We start from the raw sequence: 15,766 nt of genomic DNA, 5'->3' as shown, positions 1-15,766 counted from the left end.
TCTGTGTTTTTCTACTAATGACTCTATTGTAGGTTTGTTTTAAACTTATAAACCAATCATTATGAAAAACTTTTTAATTGCTTTATGTATCATTTTTTTTAGCACAGAATTAAGTGCTCAGACAAAAACAGTTACAGGAACTGTAATGTGTGATAACAACCCTTTGCCCGGAGTAAATGTTGTTGTTAAAGGAGCAAACAAAGGCGTATTAACAGATTTTAATGGTCATTTTTCAATAAACTCTAAGAAGAATGATAAACTTGTCTTTACCTGTTTAGGTTATAAACCTAAAGAAATTAAACAGAAAAAAATAAAGTCAACAGTTAACTTACAAGAAGATTTTACAATTTGCTTTGCTAAACTATCAGATAATCTTCCGTTTACTATCTATGAGTTTGGAGCGGAAAATATTAATATACAGCAAGATTTATTCAATACAATTAGAGCAAAAGTTCCGGGTGTACAAATAACAAACACTCAAACTAATAATACACCAAAAATTACAATGCGTGGCGATAGTAATACCATTGTTATTATAGACGGTATTCGCTATTCAGATACTTCAATCTTACAAACCATAAACCCTTCAGATATTGAAAAGGTGTACGTTGCTAATTCTGTTGCAGCATCTAACTATTTACTAACCAAAAGAAACTAAACCTTATGAAAAATCTATTATTTATACTTTGCGTAATTGTATGTAGCATACAAGCAAACGCACAAGAACTAACAATTACGGGTACAGTTACAGATGTTACTGGTCCTTTGCCAGGAGTAAATATCATTAGTTCTGGGACTAAATACGGAACAACCACAGATTTTGATGGTTTATACACTATAAAAACAAGAAAAGGAGATACGTTAGCATATACCTACATAGGCTATAAATACAAAGAGGTTGTAGTAAAAGATAGTCTTAAAATAGATGTAGTTTTAGAAGAGGATAATGCAACTTTAGAAGAAGTGGTTGTTGTGGCATATGGCACAACTTCAAGAAAATCATATACAGGTAGTAATGTCAGAAAGGTAACAAAGAGAGAAAAAATACAAAACAATATTTCTAGCCAATTAACAGGTAATGTAGCAGGTGTACAGGTTACAAAGGGAGCCAAAAAGAGAGGTAAGCCAATTCAGATTAGAGGTGTATCATCAATTAACACAGCTAAGGATCCATTGTATATTGTAAACGGAGTTCCTGCTAAAGAGGGTAACAGAGCTATTTATAAAATTAAGCCATCAAAAATTACATCTATGAAAGTTTTTAAATCTCCTAAAGCAAGAGTATTGTTTGGAGACTCAGCCAAAAACGGATGTATTGTAATTACCACTAAAGGATATACAAATACAATTAATTATGATGAAGAATATGCTAAATTATCAGAAAATCAGTTTAAAAAGGCTACGCTAAATCCGCTTTCTACTTTTTCTATAGATGTTGATAAGGCAGGTTATAGTAACGTAAGAAGAATGATAAATAACGGAGACAATATACCTTATGATGCTGTTAAGATTGAAGAAATGGTAAATTATTTTGATTATGATTACCCGCAACCAACAGACGAACATCCATTTTCTATATCTACAGATGTAGCTAAAACGCCTTGGAATACACAAACACAATTGGTTCGTATAGGTTTACAAGGAAAAGAGTATTTAAATGAGGAGTTGCCAGCTTCTAATTTAACTTTTTTAATAGATGTTTCTGGCTCTATGGAAGATCATAATAAGTTACCGCTTTTGATATCTGCTTTTAAATTGTTGGTGCATCAACTTAGAGAAAAAGACAAAGTTTCCATTGTGGTTTATGCTGGAGCTGCTGGTGTAGTTTTACCTCCAACTAATGGAGATCAAAAAGAAAAAATAATAAATGCATTGCAAAAATTAGAAGCTGGTGGCTCTACCGCAGGCGGACAAGGTATTAAATTGGCATACAAATTAGCAGAAAAGAATTTTAAAAAGAACGGAAACAACAGAGTTATACTTGCTACAGATGGTGATTTTAATGTTGGCGCATCTAGTGATACAGCTATGGAAAAATTAATAGAGAAAAAAAGAGCTTCAGGAGTTTTCTTATCTGTTTTAGGTTTTGGTATGGGAAATTATAAAGACTCTAAGTTAGAAACCCTAGCAGATAAAGGAAACGGCAACCACGCTTATATAGATACTATGCAAGAGGCACAAAAAGTATTTGGTGGTGAATTTGGAGGTACGCTGTATACTATTGCTAAAGATGTAAAAATTCAGGTTGAGTTTAATCCTAGTAAAGTACAGGCATATCGTTTAATTGGTTATGAAAACCGACTTTTAGCAGATGAAGATTTTGTAGATGATACTAAAGATGCTGGTGAGTTGGGAAGCGGACATAGGGTAACGGCACTTTATGAGGTGATACCTGTTGGTGTAAAAAGTGATTATTTAAAAGAAGTGTCACCATTAAAATACACAAATGTAGCAGCAGCAGATAGCTATACGGATGAGTTGTTTACGGTAAAGTTTAGGTATAAGAAACCAAATGAAGATACAAGTATAGAAATGGTTCACATTCAAAAAAATGAAGAAACAGAAATGTCTACTGATTTTAAATTTGCTTCTGCAGTTGCTTTATTCGGACTTAAATTACGTAAATCTCAGTTTACAAATAATGCTAGTTATACTACTATAATTGAGTTAGCAGAACAGGGCAGAGGGGAAGATGCACAAGGTTACAGAGCAGAGTTTATACGTTTAGTAAACGCTGCACATAAAGAGTTGTAGTGTTAATAGTGGTTGTATTTTTAAGTGTTAACTAGCAATGGTTAACACTTTTTTTGCTGTAATCTGTAAAATAGTATAGAGGCAACTAAACCAATAAAAGAAAAAATAGCCAGCATAATAAATACGTGTTGGTGACCTAATTCACCAGGAGAATTATCTAATAATATCCCCATTAACGGACCCGCAAAAATATCTGGTGTATAGCCTATAATAGAAATAAGTCCTACTGCAGTTCCTGTTAATAGTAAAGGTATGTGACCTTCTTGCATTGTAGCAAAATATAAAGAACGCACCGCGTAAACTCCGGTTACAGTAATTAAAATAGAAGTCATAAATAGTGTTGTGCTGGTAGGATTAATAATTCCTGATGCAAATAGTAGAGCACCTAAAATACTAAGAATAAAACTAATAATAAGCCAAAGTGTAGTTTTGCTTTTATCTGCAATAAAACCTATTAAAATTCCAATAAACGGTCTAATAAATAGTAAAATTGTGCCTATTTCAGCAGATTTTACTTCATTATATAACATTACATCTTTTGCGTAGAGCGAGAAAACATCAGTTATTTTATAGCCTACATAAGCACATAATATTATCACCATTAACAACCAAACAGATGGTATTTTTAAAACTGTTTTTATTTGATGCGTAGATATGGATTGTATTTGTATTTCTTCTTCTTTAATTTCTTTAGATTTTAAGAAAAACCAAACAACAATTCCAATTACAATAATTATTGCAGAAGTTACCCATACAATATAATTAAATGCTTCTGCTCTATTTGCTAAGCTAGCAGTTTCTACAGAACCAATTATAAATAAAGAAAATATAAAAACACCTAAAGCACCAAAACTAGCACCAACTAAACCTCTACCGCCATCTAAAAAACCAAATGCTTTACCTTGGGAGTGGTTTCCTCCCCAAACGCGTGTAGCTTTTATCATTGGGGCCCAAAACAAAAAAATGGTTGTAAATCCCCAATAACCATACAATATTTTAAGAATAAAATAACTAGGGTTACTTGCAAGTACCAATCCGCCTAAAGCAGTAGCAAATAATGCTACAGCAATTAGTTTTCTAGGAGGAAATTTATCTGCAATTGGTCCGCCTAATAAATAGGAAGCCATAGCAACAAAACCATAAACAGAAAAACAAGTGCCTAGCTCTAAATTTGTAAGATTAAAAACCTCTAAAACTGTAGGTCTAAAAACTCTAGCTAAAACAAACGGTAATATAAAAACTGCTTCCCCTGATAAAATTAGGAGAAACAGATATAGCCAATTATGTTTTTTTTTAGTGTTGATAAATAGAACTTTGAGTGTGAAAATTAAACCTGTATTACTCCTAAGTTAAAAGGTTTTTCAATAGGAGCGTGGTTAGCGGCTTCAATACCCATAGAGATCCATTTTCTGGTATCTAGTGGGTCTATTACACCATCTGTCCAAATACGAGAAGCAGCATAATAAGGAGATATTTGCTCGTCATATCTTGCTTTCACTTTATCAAATAATTCTTTTTCTTTTTTCTCGTCTATTTCTTCACCTTTTTTCAGCAATGAAGCTTTTTCAATCTGCATTAAAACCTTTGCAGCAGAATTACCACTCATTACAGCAAGCTCTGCACTAGGCCAAGCAGCAATTAACCTTGGGTCATATGCTTTACCGCACATAGCGTAATTACCAGCACCATAACTGTTGCCAATAACAATAGTAAATTTTGGAACTACAGAGTTGCTAACTGCATTTACCATTTTTGCTCCGTCTTTAATTATACCACTATGTTCACTTTTACTGCCAACCATAAAGCCGGTAACATCTTGTAAAAATACAAGCGGTATTTTCTTTTGGTTGCAATTTGCTATAAAACGGGTAGACTTATCTGCGCTGTCATTATAAATAACACCTCCAAATTGCATTTCTCCTTTTTTGGTTTTTACCAACTTTCGTTGGTTAGCAACTATACCAACAGCCCAACCATTTATACGAGCATAACCTGTAATTATAGTTTTTCCGTAACCTTCTTTGTATTCTTCAAACTCAGAATCATCAACCAAACGCTTAATAATCTCAAGCATATCATACTGGTCGCTTCTAGATTTTGGTAAAATACCATAAATATCTTTAGGGTCTAATTTTGGTTTTTTAGGTTCAATTCTGTTAAAGCCAGCCTTGTCAAAATCACCAATTTTAGCTACTATTTTTTTTATTTTATCTAAAGCATCTGCGTCATCTTTAGCTTTGTAATCAGTAACACCAGATATTTCGCAATGTGTAGTAGCGCCACCTAAAGTTTCGTTATCAATGCTTTCTCCAATAGCAGCTTTAACAAGGTAGCTACCGGCTAAAAATATACTAGCTGTTTTATCTACAATTAAAGCTTCATCACTCATAATTGGTAAATAAGCACCACCTGCAACACAACTTCCCATTACTGCAGATATTTGGGTAATTCCCATACTACTCATTACCGCATTATTTCTAAAAATGCGTCCAAAATGCTCTTTGTCAGGAAAAATTTCATCTTGCATTGGTAAATAAACACCAGCACTGTCTACCAAATAAATTATTGGTAATTTATTTTCTATTGCAATTTCTTGGGCTCTTAAGTTTTTCTTGCCAGTTATAGGAAACCAAGCACCAGCTTTAACAGTGGCGTCATTAGCAACAACAATACATTGTTTGCCTTGTATATATCCTATTTTAACAATAACTCCTCCAGATGGGCACCCGCCATGTTCTTTGTACATTCCTTCTCCTGCAAAAGCAGCTATTTCTATAACATCTGTATTGTTATCTAAAAGATAGTCTATACGCTCTCTGGCTGTCATTTTGCCTTTGGCGTGTTGTTTTTCAATTTTACTTTTGCCACCACCCAACTTTACTTTGGTCAGTTTATGTTTTAAATCTGATAAAAGGAGTTTGTTGTGATCTTCGTTCTTATTGAAATTTATATCCATTCTGTAAAAATTGCTTTAGACCATAAAGATAAGTGGAATAATATATATGATATTGATTAACTTTGATAAAAGTTTAAAAAAATAGTTGATTGATGAGCAAAAAAATAGGTTGGGGTATAGTTGGTTTAGGGAATATTGCAGATAAGTTTGCTAAAGATTTAGCTTTGGTTAAAAATGCAAATTTAGTTGCAGTATCTTCTAGAAGTGAAGAAAAAGCAAATACGTTTGCAGATAAACACAATGTAAAAAATAGATATACCAATGCCCAAGATTTATTTAATTGTACAGATGTAGATGTTGTTTACATAGCTACTCCGCATACCTTGCATATTAATTTTAGTATACAAGCTATGAACAGTGGTAAGCACGTTTTGTGCGAAAAACCAATGGGAGTTAACAAAGAGCAAGTGCAAAGTATGATTGCTGCTGCTGTTAAAAACAATGTTTTTTTAATGGAAGCTTTATGGAGTAGGTTTTTACCATCTATACAAAAAGTAAAGCAAATTGTAGATGCTAATGAGTTAGGAACTATAAGTTATATTAAGTCTGATTTTGCTTTTTATGGTTTAGATAGGGCAGAGGAGAGTAGACTTTTAAATCCAAATTTAGCAGGTGGCTCTTTATTAGATATAGGAATTTATCCTGTATTTTTATCGTACCTTTTGTTAGGAAAGCCAAATGAAATATTAGCGACAGCTAATTTTTATAAAACCGGAATAGAAAAACAAATTTCTATTATTTTTAAATATGATAACGCACAGGCGCATTTGTATAGTGGTTTAACGGCAAGCACAGAAACAAGCTCAGAAATATCTGGTGAAAATGCAACGTTAAAATTAGAAACTAGATGGCACGAGGCTGAAGAGTATTATATTGAAAAGGCTCGAGAGAAAGAGTATTATAAAACAGCCAAAAAAGGAATTGGTTACACATATGAAATAGAAGAAGTGCACAAATGCATTGCTAACAACCAAATACAAAGTAGCCTATGGTCTCATCAAAATAGTTTAGATTTAATACATTTATTAGATCAAATTAGAGATCAAACAGGTATAGTTTTTCCTTTTGAAGCTTAATTTATTAGGTATTTTACCTTTAAAATTACGATATTTGGCATCTAATAAACCAACAATAATAGAAGATGAATAAAAATACAGTTTTAGCTTGGGCTACATTTATTATGATACTTGTAGGCTTAGCATTAATTGCACTTGGTGCATTTAGATATGATGATGTTGCCGGATGGGGTTTTGCAGCCGTAGGAATTGGCTTTTTTGCTATTGCATGGGTTTTTAATGCACTTAAAGGTAGAGTGTAAAACAAAATATATGTGGGCAAAACGGCATAATTCTATGCTGTTTTGCCTTTTTTTAATTCAAAATAATAACAACTAATAATACAAGATATGTCTGACGATAAAAAAGTCATTTTTTCAATGTCTGGAGTTACAAAAACCTTTAAAACGGCCAATACTCCAGTGTTAAAAAATATATACTTAAGTTTCTTTTATGGAGCCAAAATAGGTATTCTTGGTCTTAACGGATCTGGTAAATCTACTTTATTAAAAATTATAGCTGGTTTAGATAAAAATTACCAAGGTGATGTAGTTTTTTCTCCCGGTTATAAAGTTGGGTATTTAGAACAAGAACCTAAGCTAGATGAAGATAAAACTGTTTTAGAAATAGTTAAGGAAGGTGTAGCAGAAACTGTAGCCATTTTAGAAGAGTACAATAAGATAAACGATATGTTTGGCTTAGAAGAAGTGTATTCTGATGCAGATAAAATGGACAAGCTAATGGCTAGGCAAGCAGTTTTACAAGACCAAATAGATGCTAGCAATGCTTGGGAGTTAGATACTAAATTAGAAATTGCTATGGATGCTTTGCGTACTCCTGATGGTGATAAAAAAATAAGTGTATTATCTGGTGGTGAGCGCAGAAGAGTTGCTTTATGTAGACTGTTGTTACAAGAACCAGAAATTTTGCTTTTAGATGAACCTACCAACCACTTAGATGCAGAATCTGTACATTGGTTAGAGCACCATTTAGCACAGTACAAAGGTACTGTTATTGCAGTAACGCATGATAGATACTTTTTAGATAATGTAGCTGGTTGGATTTTAGAGTTAGATAGAGGTGAAGGCATTCCTTGGAAAGGAAACTACTCTAGCTGGTTAGACCAAAAATCTAAACGTATGGCAGATGAAAGTAAAACAGCGTCTAAGCGTCAAAAAACATTAGAACGAGAGTTAGAATGGGTGCGTCAAGGTCCTAAAGGAAGACAAACCAAGCAAAAGGCACGTTTAAAAAACTATGATAAATTAATGAGTCAAGATCAAAAGCAACTTGACGAAAAATTAGAAATTTACATACCTAATGGTCCGCGTTTAGGAACAAACGTAATTGAGGCTAAAGGGGTTAGCAAAGCTTTTGATGATAAGTTACTTTATGAAGATTTAAACTTTAAACTACCACAAGCTGGTATTGTAGGTATTATTGGCCCTAACGGTGCTGGTAAAACCACAATTTTTAGAATGATAATGGGTGAAGAAACTCCAGATAAAGGAGAATTTAGTGTTGGTGAAACTGCTAAAATTGCCTACGTAGACCAAAGTCACTCTAACATTGACCCAGAAAAAACAATTTGGCAAAACTTTAGTGATGAGCAAGAGTTGGTTATGATGGGAGGTAAGCAAGTAAATTCTAGAGCTTATTTAAGTAGGTTTAATTTTTCTGGTAGTGAGCAAAACAAAAAAGTAAGCATGTTATCTGGTGGTGAGCGTAACCGTTTACACTTAGCTATGACGTTAAAAGAAGAAGGTAACGTTTTACTTTTAGATGAACCTACAAACGATTTGGATGTAAATACATTACGTGCATTAGAAGAAGGTTTAGATAATTTTGCGGGTTGTGCTGTAGTTATTTCTCACGATAGATGGTTTTTAGATCGTATTTGTACACACATATTAGCTTTTGAAGGAGACTCGCAAGTATATTTCTTTGAAGGATCTTTCTCTGATTATGAAGAGAATAAGAAAAAACGTTTAGGTGGCGATTTAATGCCAAAACGTATTAAGTATAAAAAATTAATTAGGTAGTTCTATTTAATTAATTCAAAATAAAAAAAAGCTCTTTACTAGTTGTAAGGAGCTTTTTTATTTCATTTTTTTAGTAAGATGCGTTAGGGTACCAGTCTAACTGTATAACTTCAATGTCTTTATTACCATCGTTTACCAATTGTTTAAATTTAGCTATATCACTAACATCTGGTTTGCCACGGTAATGATATGGATACACTTGCTTTGGTTTAAATTCTAAAACAGCACTTGCGGCGCTTTTAACAGTCATAGTGTAAGGTAAGTTCATACAAATAAATGCTTTATCTATGTTTTGTAAAGCACGCATTTCTGGTATGTCTTCCGTGTCACCAGAAAAATAAACACGCTCTCCACCTTTCTCTAATAAATAACCGTTTCCGCGTCCTTTGCTATGAAATTTAATAGCTTCCTCTCTTAAATTGTACATTGGTATTGCTGTAATTTTTATATTGGCAAAATCTACAGAGGCATCGTTATTAAGTATAGTAAGTTTCGTTTTTAAGTTTTCAGACAGTTTATCTGCAACAGCTTGTGGGGCAATAATTGTTGTTTTTTTGGTGTTAATGGCTTCTAGAGTTTCAACATTTAAATGATCACCATGAATATCTGTAACCAAAATTAAATCTGGTTCGTCTTGTTTTTTAAACATATCTCCTCCTCCAACAGGATCTATATAAATAGTTGTATTTCCCCATTTAAAAACAGCAGTAGCGTGTTCTATAGGTGTAATTTGGAAGTTGCTGTCATTTTCCTTAGTAATTTCTTTTGTAGCATTATTTGTTGCTGTTTCTTTCTTTTTACCGTCTTTACAGCTCACTATAAATAAGCAAAAAACAGCAATACCCATTAGTTTTTTCATTAGTTTCTATTTTAAATTTAGTTCCATTTTTATACTACTTCTTTTGTAAACAACGTTTGGCTCTAACGGTACTTCTTTAAAACCAACTTTTTTATAAATATGTAGTGCATTTGTTAGCTTAACACTAGAGTATAGGATTACTTGTTTCCATTGTTCTTCTTTGGCAAAATTAATGGCGAAGGTCAATAGTTCTTGTCCAATTTTTTTTCCTTGATAGGCTTCACTTATTGCCATTTTACCTAATTCATAAACGTTGTCTTCAATTTTAATGTAGGCTACACAACCAACAATGGTAGTATCAATTTTAGCAAAAAAAATATAGCCTCCTTTGTTAATTATATTCTCTTCGCAATTGTCTAAAAGCTCTATATCCTTATTTTCAACCACAAAAAACTTTTTTATCCACTCTAAATTTAGATTTTTAAAGGTTTTAGCGTATTTTGGCTGAAAGGGAATAAATGTTAAATTATTCATTATAAATTATAATTTTAGGTAATTATTTCCGTTAGACGATTAATATTGGACTTAAACCAATTTTTAAGTGCATATAATCTAAATGTTAAACCAAAACGTATATAAATTTGAACCAAAAGATTAACTTAGTCAAGTTAATAAATTAAACTGAATTAATAGTATTGTTATGAGTGAGAAAAAGAGTAATACAGGATTAAAGGTACTTGCTGTTTTATTGGGAGTAGGATTATTAGCTTCTATTGCCTACACAGTGTCTTTATACAAAGACAGAGAGAAAACCAAAACTGTTTTAACGCAAGAGAAAGAATATGTAGTTAATGATTTAACTAGCTTACAGTCTGAGTATGACAAGGCTATTATGGAAAGTAATGCTACAAATGAAGAATTAGTTGAGGCAAGAGACAGAATTGCTAAGTATATTGACTCTGTTAAGACAATGAAAACTGATATTTCTTCTTTATCTAGATATAGAAGACAGGTTGATTTGTTAAAGAAAGAAAGAGCTTTTTTACTTAAAAAGGTTGATTCTTTAACTACATCTAACACTATGTTAGCTATGGAAAGAGATAGTACATACCAAGAATTATCTAGACAAACAGTTTTTAATGATTCTTTAGTTGTACAAAACACACAATTGGCTGATGCTGTAGAAAAAGGTTCTGCATTAAACTTGGCTAAATTTTCTGTAGATGCAGTTAAAGAGCGTAATAGCGGAAAATTAGTTTCTACAACTAGAGCTAGTAGAGCAGATAAATTAAAAATTTGTTTTACTGTAGCAGATAATGCAATTGCACAAGCTGGTGACAGAGAGTTTTATATTGAAGTTTTAGATCCTCAAGGAAATGTTTTAGGAGAAGGAACTACAAAGTCTAATGAAACAGGAGCTTCTTTAACGTATAGTAAGGCTACAGCTTTTTATTATGAAAACAGAACTTTAGACATTTGTGATTACGTAAATAAGCCAGTTGGTGATTTTCAAAAAGGAAACTATATGGCTATAGTTTACGATTCTAAATTAAAGATATTAGGTAAAAGTGAGTTTACCCTTAAGTAATACTTATTTTAATACATATAAAAAAGGTGCAATTTAAAAATTGCACCTTTTTTGTTTTATAGTAGTTAGGTTTTTATTTTAATGAACCTACCATTTCTTCAGGTTTTACCCATTCATCATATTGCTCTGCAGTTACGTAGCCTAAATTAATAGCTTCTTCTTTTAATGTAGTACCATTTTTATGTGCAGTATTTGCAATTTCTGCAGCTTTGTAATAACCAATTTTAGTGTTTAAAGCTGTTACAAGCATTAAAGAGTTATTTAATAATTCTTTAATTACATCGTGATTTGGTTGTATGCCAGACGCACAATTAACATCAAAACTAACGCAAGCGTCACCAATTAATTGGGCAGATTGTAATATGTTAGCAGCCATCATAGGTTTAAATACATTTAGCTCATAATGGCCTTGTGTACCACCAACAGTTACAGCAACATCATTACCCATAACTTGTGCGCAAACCATAGTTATAGCTTCTGCTTGTGTAGGGTTCACCTTTCCTGGCATAATAGAACTTCCTGGTTCGTTTGCAGGTATAATTATTTCGCCAATACCAGATCTTGGCCCAGAAGCCATCATTCTAATATCATTAGCAATTTTATTTAAAGAAACAGCTAGTTGTTTTAGCGCTCCGTGACTTTCTACTATGGCATCATGGGCAGCTAATGCTTCAAATTTATTTTTAGCAGTAATAAAAGGCAATCCTGTAAATTCTGCTATGTACTTTGCAACAAGAACATCATAACCGGCAGGTGTATTTAAACCTGTACCAACAGCAGTACCACCAAGAGCAAGCTCTGCTAAATGCGGCAATGAGTTTTCTAAAGCTTTTAAACCGTGATCTAGCTGAGATACATAACCAGAGAACTCTTGTCCTAAAGTTAAAGGAGTAGCATCCATAAGGTGAGTACGTCCTATTTTTACAACATTTGCAAATTCTTTAGATTTCTTTTCTAAAGTATCTCTTAGTTGTTTAACTCCAGGTATAGTAACTTCTGTAATTTTTTTATATGCAGCAATATGCATTCCTGTAGGAAACGTATCGTTAGATGATTGAGATTTGTTTACATCATCATTAGGCTGTATTGTTTTTTCGCCTTCACCGATAACATTACCAGCTATTTCATGAGCTCTGTTTGCAATAACCTCATTTACGTTCATATTACTCTGTGTACCAGAGCCAGTTTGCCATATTACCAATGGAAACTGATCATTATGTTTGCCTTCTAAAATTTCATCACAAACTTGTGCAATTAAATCTCTTTTTTCTGTAGATAATACACCTAACTCACAGTTTGTGTATGCTGCTGCTTTTTTTAAATAAGCAAAACCATAAACAATATCTAATGGCATAGATGCAGCAGGACCAATTTTAAAATTGTTTCTAGAGCGCTCTGTTTGTGCTCCCCAATATTTATCAGCAGGTACTTCTACCTTACCCATTGTATCTTTTTCTATTCTAAAGCTCATTGTACTAATTTTTTATAGATACAAAGGTAAGAATTTGGAAAATTTTTAATGCCTATTTATTTGATGATTTTGGTTTATTTTAGAGTAAATATGAACTTTAATTAAAAATATTGTTAATTAAATTTATATGTAAATGTGGCTCTTAGGTTTCTTTGGTCTGATTGAAGTTCATTATAAGAAATAGAATTGTCTAAATTGCTGGTAGAATACCTTCTGTAAGCATTAAAAATATCTGTTACGCCTATAGATACAGATACCTTATTTTTAAATATGTTTTTGCTAAACGCAAAGTCTAACCTGTCTAGTGCTTTTGTTTTTGTTTGAGAGTTATTGTTTGCGCCTATGTAATAGTAGTTTGTCTGAAAATTAATATCGTACATTAAAGGTAATCTAGCACTAGCGCTACCTGTCCATCTAAATTGGTTGGCATTAAAGTCTACATTAATTAACTGGTTGTTATTATTGGTGTAGTTATAACTGCCATTTAATTTTTGGTTATACATAAAAAGGTTTAAAGACAAGCGCCATTTTTTACGCGGAACATAAGTAACAGTAGCATCTAACCCATACCTGTCTTCCTCTGCAATGTTGCGCTTAGTTTTTGCAATTATAGGAGCAGCTATAGTATTAGTGCTGTTTGTAATAATCTCTGTTTCGCCTGTTTCTATTATTACATTGTGTATTACATCTTCTGTTTTAGAATAGAATAGGGCAGTGTTAAAAGTTATTTTATCCCATTTATTTAAATAGTTAAACTCAAATGAGTTTGTAAACATTGGGTCTAAATCTGGATTACCATAAAATAAGTTGGTTTTACTAACTCTATTAGGAAAAGGATTTAAATTACCTGCTGTAGGTCTATCAATTCTTTTGCTATAATTTAAACTAATCTTTTCTTTATTAGTAAACTCATAACTTAAAAAAACAGAGGGAAACCAGTTTGTATAAGATTTATTATCTGTACTGTTATTATTGGTAAGTAACACCGCTAAATTTGTATGTTCTACTCGCATACCTAAAGAGGCACTAAATTTATTAAAACCTTGTGCAAATTGTAAGTATCCTGCATTAACATCTTGACTATATATTAAATTGTTGCTGTAGATATTATTTTTTATAAATTGATTGTTAATTATAGAACCTTCTGTATAATCTATATTATAATTATCAAAAACACCTCTGTAACCAACTTCTATTTTAGAATTGTAATTTTTTCCAAAAGGTAAGGTATAATCCAATTGGGCAAGCTGACTAATTTGATGGTCATCAGTAATTGCTTCTTCAAACAAGCCATTGTTGTTATTGCCTAATATAACCTCGTTAATAGCTCTATCTTCTAGCTCAAAACTTCTAGAGTATTGGTAATCTGCAGTTAAAATATGACCTTTAGAATTAAATTTTCTTTTATAGTTTAGGGAATAACGTATGTTTTCTTCATTACTATCTTCTTCAGTATTTCTACTTCTGTTAATAGTTGTATTGTTTAGGGTATTAAAATTATTTAAATCTATACCAGTATAGTTTAAACCTGATGCTTTAGTATAAGCAACAGAATTAGTGATGCTAGAGGTTTTATTTAACAAAAGCTCTATACCTGCATTAATAGTAAGGTTTTTATAATTACGATCTAATGATCTGTACTCATTTTCATAACCTATTTTGGTATTACTATTATCAAAAAAATCGTTATTAAATAATGAGTATCCAGGTCGTTCCCTGTCTGTATAAGTTACATTAGAAAAAATATTAAATAATTTTCTTTTTAAACCTAAAGACAATCCTAACTTATAATATTCAGGGTCTTTAATAGTTGCAGTTACAGAACCATTAATACCTGTTTTTTTAGATTTTCTAAGTATTATATTTAAAATGCCTGCAGTACCAGAGGAACTATATTTAGAAGAAGGGTTTGTAATAACTTCTACCTTTTGTATTGTGCTTACTGGCATTTGCTTTAAAGCCTCTGGACTTACACCAGATAATGTAGAAGGTTTGCCATTAATTAATATTTTTACATTATTGTTACCTCTTAAACTAATAGTACCTTCAGCATCTACAGCTACAGAGGGGATATTGTTTAATACGTCAGAAGCAGACCCTCCGTTTAAAGTTAAGTCTTTACCAACATTGTATATTTTTTTATCTAACCTTAGCTCTACAGTTGTTTTTTCAGCAATAAGCTCAACCTCGTTTAACTCTTCTACATCTAAGTCTAGTAATATTTGTCCTAGGTTTTTAGACTTTGTTATAGTAACATTATTTAGGTAATAGGTTTTGTAAGAAATATACTCAACCTTAATATTATAATTTCCTTTAGGAATATCATTTATAATAAACTTGCCATTTTTATTGGTTATACCTCCAGAAATAAAACTAGGGTTATTATTATCTTGTATAATTAATGTAGCAAATTCTAGCGGATTCTTTGTTTCAGAATCTACAATTGTACCGGTTAACTTTACAGAACTATTGCTATTGTTAACTTGGTTTTGTTGAGCGTTAATAGCTGTTGTTAGGGCTAAAAACAAAAATAAAATATTTTTCATTTATGGTTAGCCTTTTGTAATTTGGGTAAAAAAGACTAGGAAATTATAAGTGTTCTTATGCATAAGTTTAACGTAGGTTATTTGGTTGAGTATGTTAGTTAAAAAAACGCTTTGTATTTCCTTGGTTACTTACAAGTATTTTAAGGTAAAATTAGTACGTCTTATACTACAAATATAAAAAAATATTAAAATAATTATTATTTTTTTATGATTTAGATTTGTTCTATTCATTTGAACAAGTATCTTTGTAACCGTTAAAATAAATTACTTATGTTTGAATTTGACCAGTATTTAGGTTTTTTAGCTTTTTTAACTATCCTTACAATAGGATTTTGGCTAATGATATTTTTATTAACATTTGTTATACCTTATTGGTTGGGCGGATCACTTATAGAATTTCTGAAAGAAAAACGAGAAGCTAAAAAAGCAAAGCGTTTAGAATAAAAAACAAAAAAAGAGACTTTTAAGTCTCTTTTTTTGTACCCTATATTTAATAAAATATACATTTACTTAGGTGTGTATTTTAGTGTATAATATAATTTAGTTATAAAATAA

Annotated in this window: 13 protein-coding genes; 7 read left to right on the top strand and 6 right to left on the bottom strand. The window is 31.7% G+C overall.

Annotation, left to right across the window (positions count from 1 at the left end):
* Positions 1 to 61 precede the first annotated feature (61 nt).
* Together JM80_RS13390 and JM80_RS13385 are read left to right on the top strand one after the other, a co-directional pair.
* The gene (locus tag JM80_RS13390; protein WP_144710530.1) at positions 62 to 658 is read left to right on the top strand and encodes a carboxypeptidase-like regulatory domain-containing protein; all 597 of its coding nucleotides are present in this window, start codon (positions 62 to 64) and stop codon (positions 656 to 658) included.
* Between the two features lie 5 nt (positions 659 to 663).
* Positions 664 to 2,754 (top strand): von Willebrand factor type A domain-containing protein, encoded by a 2,091-nt coding sequence (locus JM80_RS13385; protein WP_144710528.1) that lies wholly within the window; start codon positions 664 to 666, stop codon positions 2,752 to 2,754.
* A 41-nt stretch (positions 2,755 to 2,795) separates the two neighbouring features.
* Here the strand turns inward: JM80_RS13385 and JM80_RS13380 are convergent, their stop codons facing one another.
* Together JM80_RS13380 and JM80_RS13375 are read right to left on the bottom strand one after the other, a co-directional pair.
* Positions 2,796 to 4,058: an MFS transporter gene (locus JM80_RS13380; protein ID WP_144710526.1), complete on the bottom strand. Its 1,263-nt coding sequence runs from the start codon at positions 4,056 to 4,058 to the stop codon at positions 2,796 to 2,798.
* Between the two features lie 23 nt (positions 4,059 to 4,081).
* Positions 4,082 to 5,710 carry an acyl-CoA carboxylase subunit beta gene (locus JM80_RS13375; RefSeq protein ID WP_013622260.1) on the bottom strand — a complete coding sequence of 543 codons (1,629 nt, stop codon included), beginning with the start codon at positions 5,708 to 5,710 and terminating at the stop codon, positions 4,082 to 4,084.
* Between the two features lie 92 nt (positions 5,711 to 5,802).
* On the opposite strand from JM80_RS13375, the gene JM80_RS13370 reads away from it, so the two are divergent.
* The 3 genes from JM80_RS13370 to ettA all read left to right on the top strand — a co-directional run bounded on the left by JM80_RS13370 (position 5,803) and on the right by ettA (position 8,807).
* Complete coding sequence (locus JM80_RS13370; protein ID WP_034644622.1) at positions 5,803 to 6,786, top strand: Gfo/Idh/MocA family protein; 984 nt, start codon at positions 5,803 to 5,805, stop codon at positions 6,784 to 6,786.
* Between the two features lie 65 nt (positions 6,787 to 6,851).
* Positions 6,852 to 7,028 (top strand): CAL67264 family membrane protein, encoded by a 177-nt coding sequence (locus tag JM80_RS16465; RefSeq protein WP_013622262.1) that lies wholly within the window; start codon positions 6,852 to 6,854, stop codon positions 7,026 to 7,028.
* 87 nt (positions 7,029 to 7,115) lie between these two features.
* Positions 7,116 to 8,807: an energy-dependent translational throttle protein EttA gene (gene ettA / locus JM80_RS13365; RefSeq protein ID WP_144710524.1), complete on the top strand. Its 1,692-nt coding sequence runs from the start codon at positions 7,116 to 7,118 to the stop codon at positions 8,805 to 8,807.
* A gap of 70 nt (positions 8,808 to 8,877) precedes the next feature.
* Here the strand turns inward: ettA and JM80_RS13360 are convergent, their stop codons facing one another.
* Positions 8,878 to 9,666 carry an MBL fold metallo-hydrolase gene (locus JM80_RS13360; protein WP_144710522.1) on the bottom strand — a complete coding sequence of 263 codons (789 nt, stop codon included), beginning with the start codon at positions 9,664 to 9,666 and terminating at the stop codon, positions 8,878 to 8,880.
* Between the two features lie 6 nt (positions 9,667 to 9,672).
* Complete coding sequence (locus JM80_RS13355; protein ID WP_144710520.1) at positions 9,673 to 10,140, bottom strand: GNAT family N-acetyltransferase; 468 nt, start codon at positions 10,138 to 10,140, stop codon at positions 9,673 to 9,675.
* A gap of 166 nt (positions 10,141 to 10,306) precedes the next feature.
* Here JM80_RS13355 and JM80_RS13350 point away from each other — a divergent pair, with 166 nt between their 5' ends.
* Positions 10,307 to 11,194, top strand: coding sequence for a hypothetical protein (locus JM80_RS13350; protein ID WP_013622266.1), 888 nt, complete (start codon positions 10,307 to 10,309; stop codon positions 11,192 to 11,194).
* A gap of 73 nt (positions 11,195 to 11,267) precedes the next feature.
* On the opposite strand, the gene fumC is transcribed toward JM80_RS13350, so the two are convergent.
* A complete protein-coding gene (fumC, locus tag JM80_RS13345) occupies positions 11,268 to 12,665 on the bottom strand; it encodes a class II fumarate hydratase (RefSeq protein WP_013622267.1) in 1,398 nt (465 codons plus the stop codon).
* Between the two features lie 113 nt (positions 12,666 to 12,778).
* Positions 12,779 to 15,211, bottom strand: a complete 2,433-nt coding sequence (locus JM80_RS13340) for an outer membrane beta-barrel family protein (RefSeq protein WP_089118837.1) — start codon at positions 15,209 to 15,211, stop codon at positions 12,779 to 12,781.
* Between the two features lie 270 nt (positions 15,212 to 15,481).
* Here JM80_RS13340 and JM80_RS16460 point away from each other — a divergent pair, with 270 nt between their 5' ends.
* Positions 15,482 to 15,655: a hypothetical protein gene (locus JM80_RS16460; RefSeq protein WP_013622269.1), complete on the top strand. Its 174-nt coding sequence runs from the start codon at positions 15,482 to 15,484 to the stop codon at positions 15,653 to 15,655.
* Positions 15,656 to 15,766: the final 111 nt, after the last annotated feature.

It is taken from the genome of Cellulophaga sp. RHA_52, assembly GCF_007827205.1.
GTDB classification, from domain to species: Bacteria; Bacteroidota; Bacteroidia; order Flavobacteriales; family Flavobacteriaceae; genus Cellulophaga; species Cellulophaga lytica.
Note: the sequence above shows the minus strand (reverse complement) of the source record. Positions and strands in the feature narration are given on the sequence as shown.

What these genes read in the sequence shown, in the direction of transcription:
- JM80_RS13390 (WP_144710530.1), top strand. Translation starts at nt 62, where the DNA reads ATGAAAAACTTTTTAATTGCTTTATGTATCATTTTTTTTAGCACAGAA.
- JM80_RS13385 (WP_144710528.1), top strand. Translation starts at nt 664, where the DNA reads ATGAAAAATCTATTATTTATACTTTGCGTAATTGTATGTAGCATACAA.
- JM80_RS13375 (WP_013622260.1), bottom strand. Translation starts at nt 5,710, where the DNA reads ATGGATATAAATTTCAATAAGAACGAAGATCACAACAAACTCCTTTTA.
- JM80_RS13370 (WP_034644622.1), top strand. Translation starts at nt 5,803, where the DNA reads ATGAGCAAAAAAATAGGTTGGGGTATAGTTGGTTTAGGGAATATTGCA.
- JM80_RS16465 (WP_013622262.1), top strand. Translation starts at nt 6,852, where the DNA reads ATGAATAAAAATACAGTTTTAGCTTGGGCTACATTTATTATGATACTT.
- ettA (WP_144710524.1), top strand. Translation starts at nt 7,116, where the DNA reads ATGTCTGACGATAAAAAAGTCATTTTTTCAATGTCTGGAGTTACAAAA.
- JM80_RS13360 (WP_144710522.1), bottom strand. Translation starts at nt 9,666, where the DNA reads ATGAAAAAACTAATGGGTATTGCTGTTTTTTGCTTATTTATAGTGAGC.
- JM80_RS13355 (WP_144710520.1), bottom strand. Translation starts at nt 10,140, where the DNA reads ATGAATAATTTAACATTTATTCCCTTTCAGCCAAAATACGCTAAAACC.
- JM80_RS13350 (WP_013622266.1), top strand. Translation starts at nt 10,307, where the DNA reads ATGAGTGAGAAAAAGAGTAATACAGGATTAAAGGTACTTGCTGTTTTA.
- fumC (WP_013622267.1), bottom strand. Translation starts at nt 12,665, where the DNA reads ATGAGCTTTAGAATAGAAAAAGATACAATGGGTAAGGTAGAAGTACCT.
- JM80_RS13340 (WP_089118837.1), bottom strand. Translation starts at nt 15,211, where the DNA reads ATGAAAAATATTTTATTTTTGTTTTTAGCCCTAACAACAGCTATTAAC.
- JM80_RS16460 (WP_013622269.1), top strand. Translation starts at nt 15,482, where the DNA reads ATGTTTGAATTTGACCAGTATTTAGGTTTTTTAGCTTTTTTAACTATC.